The following is a 15,813-nucleotide window of genomic DNA, read 5'->3' on the forward strand; positions in this document are numbered from 1 at the left end:
ACCCGGTCTGCCCGGCGGCCGCCGTCAGGCGGGGCCGCTGCCGGGCGGCGGGACGAATTCGGGCTGGTCCAGGACGCGGAGCCAGGCGCCGTCGGGCTGGCGGCGGACGACCTGGGCGCGGGCGCCGGCGCCGTCCCTGGGCGGGGTGGAGGTGAGCGCGAGGTCGCCGCTGATCAGGGTCGGCAGCGGCTCTTCGGGTTCGAAGCGGGGCCCGGCGGCCAGGACCTTCTCCCACATTTCGCGGATCGCGTCCCGCCCGACGGTCTGGGAGCCGGGCGGGTAGGCGAGCACGGCGCCGGGCTCGTAGAGGGCGGCGACGCCGGCGGCGTCGCCGGCGTTGGAGCGTTCGACGAACAGCCGCGTGATGTCCTCGGGCCGCATGGCCTTCTCGTATTCCGTCATGACTCTCCTCGTTTGTCCGGTCGTTTCACTCCATCGTGGTCGCCGTAACTCCAGAAGTCCAAGAGATAGAAATTCTCGGATACAGAAGCAACACTTATGCATACGTGCAGGATGAGGCAGGATGCCAGGTATGGGCGAGGTTTTCACGCATCGGCTGAGGGTGCGGTACAGCGAGTGCGACCAGCAGGGCGTGGTGTTCAACGGCCACTACCTGTTCTTCTACGACGTGGCGCTGACGGAGATGTGGCGCGCCCTGATCGGCGACTATGGGCAGATGGTGGAGCACGGCTACGACCTGGTGGTGGCGGAGGCGCGGATCCGCTACCGGGAGGGCGCGCGGTTCGACGACCTGCTGGACGTGTCGATGCCGGTCGCGCATCTGGGGACGACGAGCATGATCGTGCGGCCGGTGTTCCGGGTGGAGGGGCGTCTCATCGCCGACGGGGAGGTGCGGCACGTGTTCATCGACCCCGCGTCCAAGTCCAAGCGGGAGATGCCGGCGGAGGTCAGGTCGGCGCTGGAGCCCTGCCTGGACGGAACGGGGCAGGCCGCCGCCTCGCGGGGCTGAGTCCCCGCCGAGAAGGCCGCGGGCCCGCCCCGATCAGGGCGTCGCGAGCGGCAGAGGCGGCGGGGGTGTCTTGGGCGGGAGGGCGGGGCCGGGGATCGTGGCGCGCTGGGCGATGTAGGCGCCGGTCAGCACGATCGCGCCGCCGGTCATCTGCAGCGGGGTGAGGCGCTCGCCGAGCACGGCCCAGGCGATGAGGGCGGCGGCGACGGCCTCGGTGTAGCAGATCGCGCCGCCGACCTGCACCGACAGCCGCTGCAGGCCCGCGACGCCGGCGAGGTAGGCGAGGACGGTGCTGACGACCGCGATCCAGGCGACCAGGGTCCAGCCGGGCGCGGTGTGCCCGGCGACGGGGACCTGCGCGGGCAGGACGTCCCACGGCAGCGCCCAGGGGGCGGCGAGGCCGGCCAGCGCCAGCGCCGCGACGACGCTGCCGGCCGAGGTGATGGCGAGCGGGTCGACCCGCCCGGTGAGCCGTTCGACGATCAGGAAGTATCCGGCCTGGCAGGCGGCGGCTCCGAGCCCCGCGGCCAGGCCGACCGGGTCCAGGGACAGGCCCTCCCACACCCGCACGACCAGCGCCAGCCCGGTCATGGCGATCACGACGCCGGCGGCGGCCGCGGTGTGCACGGGGGCGCGGCGCACCACCCGCAGCCACCCCAGGACGATGACGGGTCCGCTGAACTCCAGCAGGATCGCCACGCCCACCGGCAGCCGGGACGCGGCGACGAAGAAGAGCGCCTGGCAGCCGGCGACGCCGGTCAGCCCGTAGAGGACCAGGGTGCGGGCGTGCGGCCGCAGTCCCCGCAGCATCGCGCGGCCCCGCAGGACCGCGGCGAGCGGGACCAGGACCAGCGCGGCGACCGTGATCCGCAGCCAGGCCGCCTGCAGCGGGCCGAGCCCGGCCTCGATGAGGGCCTTGCCGAACGGCCCGGACGTGCCGAAGCACACCGAGGAGACAACCGCGAGGCCGAGACCCGTCGCCCGGGTGCGCGCCGCGTCCATCGTCACCCCCGCCGCACGGTCCGCCCGCCCCGCGGCGAGCCATGACCATCCTGCCATAACAGTCATTACGGACGGAGTGGTGACCGGCGGCCGATAACCCCGATCGATTCGGGCCATCCGATTGATTCAGGCGATGCCGGACGGACCGCCCCGGGCGACTACTATTCGCCGGATGAGCTGGCAGGCGGCCGGGGCGGGGCCCGGCGGAACCGGAGGCGGCCCGAGCGGCGACCTGTTCGCCTCGGTCGAGGGCAACGTGCGCGAGCTGGTGGCCTCACCGTGGTGGCAGACCGCCCAGCCCGCCGACCGCGCGGCCCAGGTCGCCGCGCGGATGCTGTGGGGCGCCGGTGAATGGTGGCTCTACGGGGCGTGGGGCCGCTGGTACCGGTGCGGCCTGGACGGCGCCTGGCACCCCTGCCCGCCCCCGGCCGAGTTCGAGGACCGCCGCGTCGCCGTCCCCGCCCCCCGCGGCGCCGGGACCCCGCCCGTCCCGCCGCAGCTGTTCCCCACCGGCCCCGACCTGTCGGCCGGGCGGGTCGCGCCGCTGGGGTTCCTCGGGCCCGTCCCCGACACCGCCGTCGTCGCGCGCATCTCCCAGGCCCTCACCACCGCGCTGGCGGTCAACCCGCAGCAGTTCGCCCAGCGCGACCCGATGTTCCAGCCGGGCACGCCCAGCACCGTCGCCGCCGCGTGGGGCGCGCTGCTGTGGTGCGCCGGGTCCCCGGTGGCGCTGACCGAGCACCCGCTGATCGAGTCGTTCATCCCGTTCCTGACCACCTCCGCCGACCGGCTGCACTGGATGATGCCGCCCGACTTCGCCACCCTGGCCGGCTACTACGTGCACCGGCTCGGCGCCGGCGACGGCGGCGGCGCCGCCCACATCGCCCGCGTCATGTACGAGGTCGCCGCCGGGCTCCAGGCCGACCCCCGGTTCCGGCCCGGTGCCGACGCCCTCGCCGCCGTGACGGCCGCGTCGCTGCGGAGGGTCAACCAGGACATGGCGACCGTCCGGTACGGGCCCGACGCCGTCCTGCAGGAGTGGCGGCGCCGCTGCCCCGCCGAGTACGCCACCCCGATGCTCCGCGACACCGCGCCCGGCGAGTACCTGCGGCTGGCCCTGTACGACCTGCAGCAGATCGTCGCCGGGCTCACCGGTCCGCGCCCGGCCGCGCCCGGCCGCGGCCACGACGAGGTCCGCCGCGCCGGGATCGCGGTGCTGGCGGCCGACCTGCAGGCCGCGCCGGGCGCGCTGCCGGCGCTGCAGCGCTGGCTGGACCCCGACAGCGCCCGCACCCTGCAGGCCGTCCTGGCCGACCCGGCCAACCCGCTGCGGTCGCTGTGGCCGCGCGACGGGCGGCTGCCGGACGCGCTGCGCAGCGACGACGCCGACGCCCTCGCCGCCCTGCTGGCCACCACCTACACGCTCGGGCTGACGTGGTGCCGGCTGGCGCAGGTCCCGCCGCCGGCGAACGGGTTCGCGGTGCCGCAGGCGGTCGCCGCGGAGCTGACGTCCCCGGCGATGCACAGCCCACCGTCCACCGACGAGCTGTCGGCGTGGGACATCATCAAGGCCGCCCGCGCCCACATGGCCGCCGAGCGCGCCACGTCCGGCGCCGACCAGCCGGTCGCGCCGGTGCCCGAGCCCGCGCAGGACGCCCCCGGCCCGCCGCCCGCGGTGGCGCCCGTCCCGCCGCCCGCCGCGCCGGAGCCGTCCCACCGCGAGCAGCCCTCCCCTCCCCCAGCCCCCGCGCCGGCCGACCCGTTCGCCGCGGACGCGCCGCCGCCGAGGATCGCGCCCCCGCCTGCCCCTCCCGTGCCCGCTCCGGCGCCGCAACCGCAACCGGAGCCGGCGCCGGCGCCGCGGCTGGACGCGACGACCACCGACGCGCCGCCCGCTCCGGCGCACTACCCGCCTCCCGCGCCGGACCCGGTATGGCCGGTGGAGCCGCAGCACACGCAGCTGGACACCGACGCGTTCAAGACCCAGTTCGACCCCGGCCCGGCGTGGCCCGGTGCGGGCGCGCCCGCACCGCCGCCCGCGCCGGAACCGAGCTCCCGGCAGAGCGCAGCGCCGAACGTCCCGCCGGGTGCCGGACCGGCCCCGCACCCGGATCTGCCGCCCCCGCCGGCGCCGGTTCCCGAGCCGCCGCCCCCGCTGCCGGCCGCGCCCGTCTCCGAGCCGGACCCGCGGGTCGCCGAGGCCTACGGGATCCGGTTCCTGTGCGGCCCCGACGACATCGAGCGCGTCGTCACCGAGGTGCGGCGGCGCGGCAAGTGGGCGCGCCGGCTGCGCGGGCAGGAGGTGTCGAGCGCGTCGGCGCCGGCGCTGCTGCTGATCGGCGCCGCCTCCAGCGGACAGCGGCGGCTGGCCCGGATGGCCGCCCGCGCGCTGGCGGAGGTGGAGGCCTCCAGCGGCGAGGTCCACTCCGTCCACGCCGAGGACCTGCGCGAGCGCGGCCCCGACGGGCTGCGGGCCGCGCTGGAGGAGCACGCGGGCCACGTGCTGCTGCTGGACGGCCTGGACGGGCTGATCCTGGACGAGGCCGACGGCGCCGCTTACGCCTCGGTCCTGTACCGCACGCGGCTGGAGGGCGTCAACGACACCGCGCTGCTGGGCACGTGCGAGCCGGACCGCGTCGGGGAGCTGTCGGCGGCGTCGCCGGAGCTGACCGCGGACCTGCGCGCGGTGCGGCTGCCGGACCTGTCGGGCGCGGAGGCGCGGGCGGCGCTGGTGCGGCTGCTGGCCGGGGAGCGCAGCCTGCGGCTCGGCCCGGACGCGTGGGCGGTGGTGAACCGCGAGGTGGGGTCGCTGCGCCCGCGCGGGCGGCTGACCGGCGCCCGGCTCGTGGAGGCCTACCTGGACCGGGCCGCGACGCGGCATCTGGGCAGCGCGGAGGCGACGCAGGCGATCGGCAGCGCGCTGTCGCTGACGGCGGCCGACTTCGAGGGCCTGGCGGCGGAGCTGTCCGGCCGCTGACCGCCGCCCTCCCGGTTGTCGCCCGCGCGTAAGGGATTTGGGTCCCCGAGGCGCGGCGGAATGCCGGTGCCCCCGGGCCACGATGGGGGGCGTGGATCGCGTAGACCGGCTGCTGGCGCTCGTCGCCGAGCTTCGGGCGGCCTCCCCCGAGCCGCTGGACGCGGCCGTCCTCGCCGAGCGCCTGCGGGTCAGCGATCGGACCGTCCGCCGCGACCTGGAGCTGCTGACGCACGGCGGGCTGCCGGTGCGGGCCGAGCAGGGCCGCGGCTACGTCCTGCCGGCGCCGCCGGAGCCGGCGCCGCTGGGCGAGGTGGCGTCGCTGATGGGCCCGGTCCGCGGCACGCTCGCCGAGGCGGTCCGGACCCGCCGGATCGTCCGGCTGGCCTACACCGATCGGGCGGGGGCGCGCAGCTTCCGGGACGTGGAGGCGCACGGCCTGGTCATCGCGCCCTACGGGGAGTACCTGGTGGGGTGGTGCCGGATGCGGGACGGGCCGCGGATGTTCCGGCTGGACCGGATCGGCGCGGCGTTCCTGTCGGGCCGGGGCGCGGAGGTCCGTGATCTGGACGAGCTGCTGGCGGCGCTGCGGGTGCCGGTGCCGCGCCCGCCGGCGGAGCCGGGCCCGCGGGGCCCGGCCGATCCGGAGCGGGCTCGGGCGTGGACGCTGGACCGGCTGGAGTTCGTGCGGTCGCGGCTGCGCGACGCGGCCGCCGGGGCGCGCCGCCCGGCGGGTCAGCGCCGAGCGGGAGGGGGCGCGGGGGCGGCGGCGCTGCGCGGGGTGCTGGGGCATCTGGCGGAGTGGACGCGCTGGCAGGCGGCGGCGATCCGGTCGGCGGCGACGGGCGAGGAGCCGGTGCTGGCGGGGCGCCGCCCGGCGTTCCCGCCGGTGTTCGACCGGGAGCTGCCCTTCGACGCGCGGGAGCGGATGATCCAGGACGCGATGGCGCTGCGGTCGCTGGGGGAGGTGGCGCGCGACCTGGAGGAGGTGCTGGAGTCTGTGGGGCACTGGGCGGCGGGCTGCGACGACGCGCTGTGGGCTGAGGAGCTGCCCGACCCGCGGCCCTACGGCCCGCCGGGCCCGCCGCGGCCCCTGGCGGACCTGCTGGCGGGCTGGCGCGGGCCGCTCGCCCACATCGAGTGGCATCTGGACCGGCTCGGCGACGAGCCGCCGCTGCCGCCGGGCGACGACGAGGAGGGTGTCCGGGTCGTCGACCGCTGCCCCCTGCAGGCATGACGGCGCCGGGTCAGGGGGCGGGCGGGCCGCCCGGTTCGGCGGGCCGGGGCGCGGGCACTGCGGCGCCGTCCGTCGCAGTGTGGTCCGTCGCAGTGTGGTCCGTCGCGGTGTGGTCCGTCGCGGTGTGGTCCGTCGCGGCGCGGTCCATTGGGCTCTCGTCCCGTGGGAGGCCGGGTGAGGGTCGGCGGGCGACACGGCGGGTGAACCAGACGGTCTTGCCGGGTGGCCGCGGGCGGGCGCCGAAGCCGGTGGCGAGGGCGGCGACCAGGAGCAGGCCGCGGCCGGCCTCGGACCAGTCCAGGACGCGGGGCGGGCCGCCGGGGACGGCGGGTGCTGCGGGGTCGGCGTCGCTCACCTCGGCGGTGAGGAGGGGCCCGTCCAGGCGCAGGGCGAGGCGGACGGGCCCGGTGCCGTGGACGACGGCGTTGGTGACGAGTTCGTCGACCATGAGGACGATGTCGCCGGTGTCGGCGGGGTCGGTGACGTGCCAGTGCCGCAGGGTCCGGGCGGTGAGGTCGCGGGCGCGGGACGCGGCGCGGGCCTGGGCGGGCAGGTCCCACGCCGCCGCGGGGCCGCCCGCGCCGCCGTCCGTCCCGTCTTCCGCGCGGTCTGTGGTCGCGGTTTCTTCGGGCCGTTTGGTCCCGGTCCCGGTGCTCCTCATGGTGCTCTCCCCCGTTTCGTGTGGCTTGCCCGGCGTGCGGTCATAGTCAGGGACGCCTCTGGCCGTGGGGCGGTGCACGGGCGAAGGGAACCCTCACCCGGGGGTGAGGTGAACGCCACTCGCGGGGTGGCGGTGGAGGAGGCACCCGCCGGGAGCCGTTACAGTGGACGGGTCGGTGTGGCATGTGTCCCCCGGGCTCTACCTGACGCCTTCGGGGAATACCGCCGGTCCCATGCGGTCCGGGCTGGAGCTTCGTTGTGCCTTTCGCCGTGAGGCGACCACCACACCGGCTTGAACGCCGAGGCCCCGGCGAGATCTTCTCTCGCCGGGGCCTCGGCGTTCGCGTGCCGGGAGGGCGGGGGGACGGGGTGTTACAGGACGGCTGTTACAGGACGGCCGCAGCGACGCCGGCGCCGATGGCGGCGAGGACGATGATGACGGCGGCGGCGGTGAGGACGATGGTGCGGGCGCGGCGCCCGTGGGGGGTGCCGTGGCGGGCGAAGCGCTGGGCCAGCCGCGGGTCGTCCTCGCTCAGGCGGACCTCGATCTGCGTGAGGATCCGCTGCTCCTCCATCGACAGCGCCATGCTTCATACCTCCGGGGGGTGGTCAGATGACTGGTTCCTCCCCGCAGACCATGATCGTTATCCCTTCGGGGCGTCGACCGTTGCGCCGCGTCCGGGGGCGCTCTGGTGGTGTAGGCGGTCCAGGGCGGTGACGTAGTAGGTGTAGGCGCGGCGGGGTTCGGCGGCCGGGTCGAGGATGCCGCCGCCGCGGACGTCGGCGATGAGGCGGCCGGGGTCGACGGGGGCGCAGCCGGGGCCGGCGCCGTCCACGCGGTAGACGGCGTAGGAGGCGGCGCCCTGCGAGGGCCGCCAGGTGACGCGGACGCCCTTGCCGTCCCGGACGGCGGTGGTGCCCTGGACGGCCGGGGGCGCGGTGCCGCCGGGGCCGCCGGAGACGGGCCGCAGGGCCGGGCGCCGGTAGTGGTCGCCGCGCAGCCGGGCGGCGAACCCGCGGCGGTTGGCGGCGATGTCGGAGGCGCTGAAGAAGACGTCGCCGCGGACCTGCGGGTACTTGGCGTTCAGGGTGAGATGCCGCGACAGCTCGGCGGGGTTCTTCCAGGCGGCGTCGGCGCCGACGCGGTAGGCGGCCTGCCCGATCGTGAGCTGCACGGAGGTGCCCTTGACCTGCCCGGCCCACCAGGCGACGAGGCCGGCGTAGTCGGCGCGGGGGTCGCCGATCGGCCAGTACAGCTGGGGGGTGATGTAGTCGACCCACCCCTCCTTGATCCATTTGCGGGTGTCGGCGTAGATGTCGTCGTAGCTCTGCAGGGCGCGGGTGGGCGATCCGGCGGGGTCGTTGCTCTTGTTGCGCCAGACGCCGAAGGGGCTGATGCCGAACCGCACCCACGGCTTGGCGGCGTGGATCCTCTGCGACAGCGACTCGACGAGGGTGTCGACGTTCTTGCGGCGCCAGTCGCCGCGGTTCATGCCGTTCCCGTAGGTCTTGTAGGTGGCCTTGTCGGGGAACTCGCCGCCCTCGGGGTAGGGGTAGAAGTAGTCGTCGAAGTGGACGGCGTCGATGTCGTACTTGGTGACGACGTCCATGACGGCCTTGGTGGCCAGGTCCCGGACCTGCGGCAGGCCCGGGTCGTACCACAGGCCGGCGCCGTACTTGCGGACCCAGTCGGGGTGCTTGCGGGCGGGGCTCTTGGGCGACAGCTTCTTCAGGTCGTCCTGGCGCGACACGCGGTAGGGGTTGAACCAGGCGTGGAACTCCAGGTTGCGGGCGTGGGCCTCCTTCAGCATGAACGCCAGGACGTCGTAGCCGGGGTCCTTGCCCTGCTTGCCGGTGATCCACTGCGACCACGGCTCGTACGGCGAGTCGTAGAACGCGTCGGAGTTCGGGCGGATCTGGACGAACACCGCGTTCATGTTCATCGCGACGGCGGTGTCGAGGAGCTTGACGAACTCCTTCCGCTGCCCGTCGACGGAGCCGCCGGCGTCCTTGGGCCAGTCGATGCCGCCGACGGTGGCGATCCACATGGCGCGCAGCTGCCGGTCCCCGGAGTCGCCGGGCGCGGCGATCTGGGGGCATTCGGCCTTGGCGCCGGGCGGCACGGCCCCCCGCCCGCCGTCCTCCCGCTCCCCGAAGGCGGGGATGCCGCACGCGGCGAGCGCGCCCGCCGACACTCCCGCCGTGAGCGCCGCCGCCATTGCCCGGATCCTGGATCGCGATGCCATAGCGGCCCATTGTTACGCACCCGTTGCGATGCTCGCGCCAGAACACTGATGCCCGTGTGATCCCTATCCGTCCCCGTTCGTCCTGGTCCCCTTTCGTCCCTCCCCGCACCCTCCTGTGTCGGCGCCCCTGGGAGCGGAGCCGGAGGGCGGTTCGGAGGGCGGTGGACGGTCAGGCGGGTTCGGGGTCCAGTTCGACCGGCTCGGCTATGACGTCGACCATCGCGCCGTTGCGCAGGACCGTGATGGGCAGCGGACGGCCGATCGCCTCGGCGAACATCAGCTTCTGCAGCGACTGGGCCTGGGAGACCGGGGCGCCCCCGGCGGTGAGGACCAGGTCGCCGCGCCGCAGCCCGGCGCGGTCGGCGGGACTGCCGGGCACGACCTCGGCGACGCGCAGCGCGTCGTCCTGCCCGGTGCGGGCGCGCAGCGACGCCGGGACCGGGACGGGCGCGGCGGCCAGGCCGAGGAACGCGCGGCGCACCCGCCCGTCGCGGATCAGCGCGGCGATGATGCGGCGCGTGGTGGCGTTGATCGGGACGGCGAGACCGAGGCCCAGCCCGGCAACGGCGGTGCTGACGCCGACGACGCGGCCGCGGGAGTCGGCGAGCGCGCCGCCGGAGTTGCCGGGGTTGAGGGCGGCGTCGGTCTGGATGACGTCCTCGATGACGCGGACGGCGGTGCCCGCGCGGGTGGGCTGCGAGGTCGGCAGGGACCGGCCGAGCGCCGACACGACCCCGGCGGTGACCGACCCGGTGAGGCCGAGCGGGTTGCCGACGGCGACGACGAGCTGCCCGACGACCAGGGCGTCGGCGTCGCCGAGGGTGACCGGGCCGGGGACCCGGGCGTCGGCGCGGACGACGGCAAGGTCCGACAGGGGGTCGGTGCCGACGACGGTGAAGTCCGCGGTGGCGCCGCCGCCGAACGCGGCCTGCCCGCCGGGCGCGCCGCCGACGACGTGGGCGTTGGTGAGCAGGAACCCGTCGCCGGTGAACGCCACCGCCGAGCCGGTTCCCTCGCCGCGGCGGTGCCGGACGCGCAGCGCCGCCACGCGCGGGGTCAGCTCGCGCGCCACGGCCGACACCACGCGGGAGTAGGCGTCCAGCGGCTCGGTCTCCTCCATGACACCTCCCGGACGATTACATCGTTACACGGTAACCATCCGGGGTGAAGGGGTGTTCCCGGTCACGGCCGCGGGGCGCCCGGACCGCACGAGCCACAGCCACAGCAGCAACACAGCCGCACGTGATAGCTCACGGATGCCCGGCGCAGGGGCCCGCACCCCGGCCCGGTTCAGCGAAGGGTGGACAGGCCCCCGTCGACGTGGACGACCTGCCCGGTCACGTAGGACGCGCGGTCCGACAGCAGGAACACCGCCACGTCCGCGACCTCCCACGCCGTCCCCTGCCGGTGCATCGGGATGAGCCGCGCGACCCGGTCGCGGGCCTCGCTGCCGGCCGAGGCGTCCCGCCCCATCACCGTGTCGATCAGGCCCGGCGCCACCACGTTCGCGCGGATCCCGCGCGGCGCACCCTCCGCGGCGATGTGCCGCACCAGCCCCGTCAGGCCCGCCTTGGACGCGTCATAGGACGGGGACCGCGATCCCGGCTTCGTTCCGGCCAGGGAGCCGACGAACACCAGCGACCCGCCCGCATCCAGCGCCGGCATCGCCGCCTTGCCCACCAGGAACGGCGCCCGCAGGTTGACGTGCAGGACCCGGTCCCAGTCGGCCAGCGCCGTGCCCGCCAGCCCGTACCCGATCCCGATCCCGGCGTTGAACACCACCCCGTCCAGCCCGCCGAGCCCCTCCGCCGCCTGCGTCACCACGCGGTCGCACGACGCCGGGTCGGTGACGTCGGCCACGACCGTGCACGCCCGCCCGCCCTCGCCGGCGATCATCGCGGCGGTCTGCCCCGCAGCGTGCTCGTCGACGTCCGCGCACGCCACCGCCGCGCCCTCCCGCGCGGCCGACACCGCGATCGCGCGGCCGTTGCCGACCGGCGCGGCGGGATCGGCGCTGGGCCGCGTCCCCGCGCCGACGACCAGGATCCGGCGTCCGGCCAGCAGCCCGCCGGAGGGGCGAAGATCGGGCATGACCGGCACCGTAGCCGACACGCCGCCCAGCCCGCCACGACGTCCATAACAGCGGCCACTACAGCGGCCGCCACGGCGTCCGCTGCGGCGGGCTAGGGTGCGGGGCATGGGAACCGCCGCAGCCGGTGAACCGGTCGTGATCGAGCGCGCCCCCGGCGTCGGCGGCGAGCTGGTGCTGCGCCGCGCCGGCGACGACTACGAGATCATCAGCAACGGCGTGTTCCTCATGGACACCCGCAACGGCGAGTCCGAGCGGCTGCTGGTCCGCGCCTGCGTCCGGGGACTGGACGGCCCGGTGCGGCTGCTCATCGGCGGCCTCGGCGTCGGGTTCTCCCTCGCCGAGGCCCTCACGCTCCCCGGCGTGGCGCACATCACCCTCGTCGAACGCGAACACGCCGTCATCGGCTGGCACGCCTCGGCGCTGCGGCCCTGGTCGGGGGGCGCGCTCGACGACCCCCGCGTCACCGTCCGGTGCGCCGACCTCCTGGACGTCGTCGCCGATCCCGCCATCGGCCGCTTCGACGCCCTCTGCCTGGACATCGACAACGGCCCCGACTGGACCGTCACCCCCCGCAACGCCCGCCTCTACGCGCCCACCGGCCTGGACCTGCTCACGCGCCTGCTGACACCGCGCGGCGTCCTGGCCGTCTGGAGCGCGAACGCCGCGCCGGCGTTCGAGGCCCTGCTGCGCCGGCGGTTCGCCCGGGTGGAGGTCCACCCGGTGCCGGTGCCGCGCGGCGAACCCGACGTGATCTACCTCGCCGCGCGCCCCCGCCCCGCCGAGTGACCCTGGCACGGAACGGGCCGTCCCGGCCCTCCAGCGGCGTCCGGGAGGGGGCCGTACAAAGCGGGACGGGCCGTTTCTGTAGCCCGGGTGAAGCTCGCCGTAACCCCAGTTCGCTAAGTTTCGGCCTGACAACACCATTTTGGGAGGATCTGTGGCTACTGCCCACGCAACCCAGCGGCGCCCCGCCGTCCTGGGCGACCTGCTGCCCGGTTCCCTGGCCCGCGACGCCGCCCTCGTCGCCGGCGCCGCCGCGTTCGTCGGCGTCGCCGCGCAGATCGCCGTCCCGCTGCCCGGCACCCCCGTCCCGGTCACCGGTCAGACCTTCGCCGTCCTGCTCGCCGGCGCCGCGCTCGGCACCGGCCGCGCCGCCCTCGGCATGCTCGTCTACCTGCTCGCCGGGATGGCGGGCGTCCCCTGGTTCACCGACGGCACCTCCGGCGCCGGATTCCCGACCCTCGGCTACGTCATCGGATTCGTGGCGGCCGCCGCCGTCGTCGGGCGCCTCGCGCAGCTCGGCGGCGACCGCACCCCGCTGCGCACCATCGGCACCATGCTCGTCGGAACCGTCATCATGTACGCCGCCGGCGTCCCCTACCTGATGGCCGCCCTCGGCGTCGACCTCGCCAAGGCGATCGATCTCGGCATGACGCCGTTCCTCGCGGGCGACGCGCTGAAGGTCCTGCTGGCGGCAGGACTGCTGCCCGCCGCCTGGAAGCTCACCGGCGCCGCCCGCCGCTGAACCGCCGCACCCGCCCGTCCCGCCCCCGGCGCCCGCGCATGGGGACGGGACGGGCGGGCATAGGTGCCCGCACACGAGCGTCCCGTCATGCGCCGTCCCCATGCGCCGTCCACGGGCAGGCCGTGCGGGAGCGCTGTGGCGCACACCTCACCCCGCGCCTGCGCCCCAGTCGTTTGAACAGGTTCAAATCTGGCGTACAGTGGCCGTGTGAAGCTCGCCGTGACAGCACCGGACCGACTCACCGTCCGCACCGTCCCGATCCCCGACCCGGGCGACCTCGTCGCGCGGCTTCCGCACCCCTCCGCGCTCGCCTGGGTCCGCCACGGCCAGGGCATCGTCGGCTGGGGCGAGGCCGCCCGCCTCACCCTCCCCGGCGGCGACGACCGCTTCACCGCGGCCGCCCGCATCCTGCGCGACCTGTTCGGCGCCGCCGACGTCGACGACCCCGTCGCCGTGCCCGGCACCGGACCCGTCGCCTTCGGATCCTTCGGCTTCGACCCCAAATCCCCCGACTCCACCCTCATCGTCCCCCGCCGCGTCCTCGGCCGCCGCGACGGCCGGGCCTGGCTCACCACCATCGGCGACGACGCCGACCCGCTCACCCTCGCCAACCCGCCCCGGCCCCCCGCCGGCCTGCGCTGGAGCGACGGCGTCCTCCCCGAACGCGACTGGGCCGAAGCCGTCGCCACCGCCGTCGACCGCATCCGCGCCGGCCGCCTCGGCAAGGTCGTCCTCGCCCGCGACATCACCGCCCGCGCCACCGCCCCCATCGACGCCCGCGTCCTCCTCCAGCGCCTCGCCGCACGCTTCCCCGCCTGCTACACCTTCTCCTGCGCCGGCCTCGTCGGCGCCACCCCCGAACTCCTCATCCGCCGCACCGGGGACGACATCGAATCCCTCGTCCTCGCCGGCACCACCGCCCGCGGCGACACCCCCGCCGACGACCACGCCCGCGCCGCCCGCCTCTTCGGCTCCGCCAAGGACCGCGAAGAACACCGCTACGCCGCCGAAATGGTCCGCGACGCCCTCGCCCCCCTCTGCGCGCGGCTCACCGTCCCCGACCAGCCCGAACTCCTCACCCTCCCGAACGTCCTGCACCTCGCCTCCCCCATCCGCGGGCGCCTGGCCGCCGACCGCTCCGTCCTCGACGTCGTCGCCGCCCTGCACCCCACCCCCGCCGTCTGCGGCACCCCCACCGACATCGCCCTCGACCTCATCCGCGAGCTCGAAGGCATGGACCGCGGCCGCTACGCCGGCCCCGTCGGATGGGTCGACGCCCGCGGCGACGGCGAATGGGGCATCGCCCTGCGCTGCGCCGAGATCGACGGCACCCGCGCCCGCCTCTTCGCCGGCTGCGGCATCGTCGCCGACTCCGACCCCGACGCCGAACTCGCCGAAGCCCGCGCCAAGTTCCGCCCCATGCAGTACGCACTCCACGGCTGACCCCACCCGGCACACTGGGACCATGCGCGCGAGCCGGCTGCTGTCCCTCCTGCTGCTCCTGCAGACCCGCGAACGCATGACCGCCCGCGAACTCGCCGCCGAACTCGAAGTCTCCATCCGCACCGTCTACCGCGACGTCGAATCCCTCAGCGCCGCCGGCGTACCCGTCTACGCCGACCGCGGCCCCGACGGCGGCTACCGCCTCCTCGGCGGCTACCGCACCCGACTCACCGGCCTCACCGAAGCCGAAGCCGCCTCCCTCCCCCTGTCCGGCATCCCCGGCCCCGCCACCCAGCTCGGCCTCGGCGACGTCCTCGCCGCCGAACTCAAACTCCTCGCCGCCCTGCCGCCCGCGCTCCGCGACCGAGCCACCAGCATCCGCGAACGCTTCCACCTGGACGCGCCCGGCTGGTTCCGCACCCCCGACGACGTCCCCCACCTGCACGCCATCGCCGACGCCGTCTGGAACCAGCACCGCATCGAGGTCCGCTACCGCCGCTGGCAGCACCCCCAGCAGGTCACCCGCGTCCTCGACCCCCTCGGCGTCGTCCTCAAGGCCGGCTCCTGGTACCTCATCGCCCGACCCGGCACCCGACCCGAAACCCGGCCCGAAACCCGGCCCGACGGCGACCGGCCCGGCACCCCCGGCCCTCCGGCACCTGCCGCCCCCGCCGACCTGCGCACCTACCGGATCTCCCGCGTGCTCACCCTCCACACCCGCCCCGAGCGCTTCGAGCGGCCCGCCGGATTCGACCTCGCCGCCTACTGGACCGCCTACACCGAACGCTTCGAAGCCGACTCCTACCCCGAGCACGCCATCGTCAGGCTGTCACCCGACGGCCTCACCCGCGCCCCCGTCCTGCTCCCGCCCGCCATGGCCCGCGCCGCCCTCGACGGCGCCGCCGCACCCGGCCCCGACGGCTGGACCGAGGTCACCCTCCCCATCGAATCCGTCCGCCACGCCCACGTCGAATTCCTCAAACTCGGCGCCGACGTCGAGGTCCTCGCTCCACCCGAACTCCGCCGAATGATCACCGCGACCGTTCGCGCCCTCGCCACCCGCTACCACCCCGAATCCCCCCATCTGCGAGGATGACCCGCTGTACCCGGCATTACGCACCCGCGTGGCCCCGGTACCGTGACGAAAGACCCAGCACAGTGAGACGGAGGACGAAGCACCGTGGACGTCGAACGGACCGCTTTGCCCGGAATCGGCCTGCAGCACGTCATGACCACCGGCCGCGGCCGCCAACTCGGCGTCATCTCCCACCGCACCGGCCGCCGCGACCTGGTCATCTACGACAAAGAAGACCCCGACAGCTGCATCGCCACCGTCGCCCTCACCGCCGAAGAGGCCAACGCCATCGCCGAACTCCTCGGCACCGGACGCATCGTCGAACACCTCGCCGAACTCCACCGCCAGGTCGAAGGCCTCGTCACCGAACAGGTCCCCATCCCCGCGGGCTCCCCCTACGACGGACGCCCCCTCGGCGACACCCGCGCCCGCACCCGCACCGGCGCCTCCATCGTCGCCGTCGTCCGCGAAGGCGAGGTCCTCGCCAGCCCCCGCCCCGACTTCACCTTCACCGCCGGAGACACCGTCGTCGTCGTCGGCACCGGAGAAGGCACCGCCGCGGTCGCCCAGATCCTCACCAACGGCTGAC

Annotated in this window: 15 protein-coding genes; 8 read left to right on the plus strand and 7 right to left on the minus strand. The window is 75.5% G+C overall.

Features of this window, described 5'->3' with window-relative positions; genetic code table 11:
- Nucleotides 1–24: 24 nt before the first annotated feature.
- Entirely contained in the window at nt 25–402 is a 378-nt protein-coding gene (locus tag SM418_RS28075; RefSeq protein ID WP_371944073.1) for a YybH family protein, read from the minus strand.
- A gap of 130 nt (nt 403–532) precedes the next feature.
- On the opposite strand from SM418_RS28075, the gene SM418_RS28080 reads away from it, so the two are divergent.
- The gene (locus tag SM418_RS28080) at nt 533–970 is read left to right on the plus strand and encodes an acyl-CoA thioesterase (RefSeq protein WP_371944072.1); all 438 of its coding nucleotides are present in this window, start codon (nt 533–535) and stop codon (nt 968–970) included.
- Nucleotides 971–1,003: 33 nt separating this feature from the next.
- Here the strand turns inward: SM418_RS28080 and SM418_RS28085 are convergent, their stop codons facing one another.
- Nucleotides 1,004–2,029 carry an EamA family transporter gene (locus SM418_RS28085; RefSeq protein ID WP_371944071.1) on the minus strand — a complete coding sequence of 342 codons (1,026 nt, stop codon included), beginning with the start codon at nt 2,027–2,029 and terminating at the stop codon, nt 1,004–1,006.
- Between the two features lie 115 nt (nt 2,030–2,144).
- Between SM418_RS28085 and SM418_RS28090 the strand changes: the two genes are divergently transcribed.
- Both SM418_RS28090 and SM418_RS28095 read left to right on the plus strand, forming a co-directional pair.
- Nucleotides 2,145–4,949, plus strand: a complete 2,805-nt coding sequence (locus SM418_RS28090; RefSeq protein ID WP_371944070.1) for a hypothetical protein — start codon at nt 2,145–2,147, stop codon at nt 4,947–4,949.
- A gap of 91 nt (nt 4,950–5,040) precedes the next feature.
- Nucleotides 5,041–6,183, plus strand: coding sequence for a helix-turn-helix transcriptional regulator (locus tag SM418_RS28095; RefSeq protein ID WP_371944069.1), 1,143 nt, complete (start codon nt 5,041–5,043; stop codon nt 6,181–6,183).
- Between the two features lie 10 nt (nt 6,184–6,193).
- On the opposite strand, the gene SM418_RS28100 is transcribed toward SM418_RS28095, so the two are convergent.
- From SM418_RS28100 to SM418_RS28120, 5 genes are all read right to left on the minus strand, one after another.
- Nucleotides 6,194–6,844, minus strand: a complete 651-nt coding sequence (locus tag SM418_RS28100; RefSeq protein ID WP_371944068.1) for an ATP-binding protein — start codon at nt 6,842–6,844, stop codon at nt 6,194–6,196.
- Nucleotides 6,845–7,229: 385 nt separating this feature from the next.
- Complete coding sequence (locus SM418_RS28105; RefSeq protein WP_371944067.1) at nt 7,230–7,430, minus strand: DUF3040 domain-containing protein; 201 nt, start codon at nt 7,428–7,430, stop codon at nt 7,230–7,232.
- 57 nt (nt 7,431–7,487) lie between these two features.
- On the minus strand, nt 7,488–9,062 hold the full coding sequence (locus tag SM418_RS28110; RefSeq protein ID WP_371944066.1) for a glycoside hydrolase family 10-like protein: 1,575 nt from the start codon (nt 9,060–9,062) through the stop codon (nt 7,488–7,490).
- Nucleotides 9,063–9,258: 196 nt separating this feature from the next.
- Nucleotides 9,259–10,209, minus strand: a complete 951-nt coding sequence (locus SM418_RS28115; protein WP_371944065.1) for a S1C family serine protease — start codon at nt 10,207–10,209, stop codon at nt 9,259–9,261.
- A 170-nt stretch (nt 10,210–10,379) separates the two neighbouring features.
- Complete coding sequence (locus SM418_RS28120) at nt 10,380–11,180, minus strand: SDR family NAD(P)-dependent oxidoreductase (protein ID WP_371944064.1); 801 nt, start codon at nt 11,178–11,180, stop codon at nt 10,380–10,382.
- 106 nt (nt 11,181–11,286) lie between these two features.
- Between SM418_RS28120 and SM418_RS28125 the strand changes: the two genes are divergently transcribed.
- The 5 genes from SM418_RS28125 to SM418_RS28145 all read left to right on the plus strand — a co-directional run bounded on the left by SM418_RS28125 (nt 11,287) and on the right by SM418_RS28145 (nt 15,812).
- A complete protein-coding gene (locus SM418_RS28125) occupies nt 11,287–11,967 on the plus strand; it encodes a spermine/spermidine synthase domain-containing protein (RefSeq protein ID WP_371944063.1) in 681 nt (226 codons plus the stop codon).
- A gap of 151 nt (nt 11,968–12,118) precedes the next feature.
- Nucleotides 12,119–12,706, plus strand: coding sequence for a biotin transporter BioY (locus tag SM418_RS28130; protein ID WP_371944062.1), 588 nt, complete (start codon nt 12,119–12,121; stop codon nt 12,704–12,706).
- A 207-nt stretch (nt 12,707–12,913) separates the two neighbouring features.
- Nucleotides 12,914–14,149, plus strand: a complete 1,236-nt coding sequence (locus SM418_RS28135) for an isochorismate synthase (RefSeq protein ID WP_371944061.1) — start codon at nt 12,914–12,916, stop codon at nt 14,147–14,149.
- 22 nt (nt 14,150–14,171) lie between these two features.
- Nucleotides 14,172–15,245, plus strand: a complete 1,074-nt coding sequence (locus tag SM418_RS28140; RefSeq protein WP_371944060.1) for a helix-turn-helix transcriptional regulator — start codon at nt 14,172–14,174, stop codon at nt 15,243–15,245.
- A gap of 84 nt (nt 15,246–15,329) precedes the next feature.
- Nucleotides 15,330–15,812 (plus strand): cation:proton antiporter regulatory subunit, encoded by a 483-nt coding sequence (locus SM418_RS28145; protein ID WP_371944059.1) that lies wholly within the window; start codon nt 15,330–15,332, stop codon nt 15,810–15,812.
- The last annotated feature ends 1 nt before the right edge of the window (nt 15,813 follow it).

Source organism: Actinomadura chokoriensis, assembly GCF_041463665.1.
Lineage (GTDB): Bacteria > Actinomycetota > Actinomycetes > Streptosporangiales > Streptosporangiaceae > Spirillospora > Spirillospora chokoriensis_A.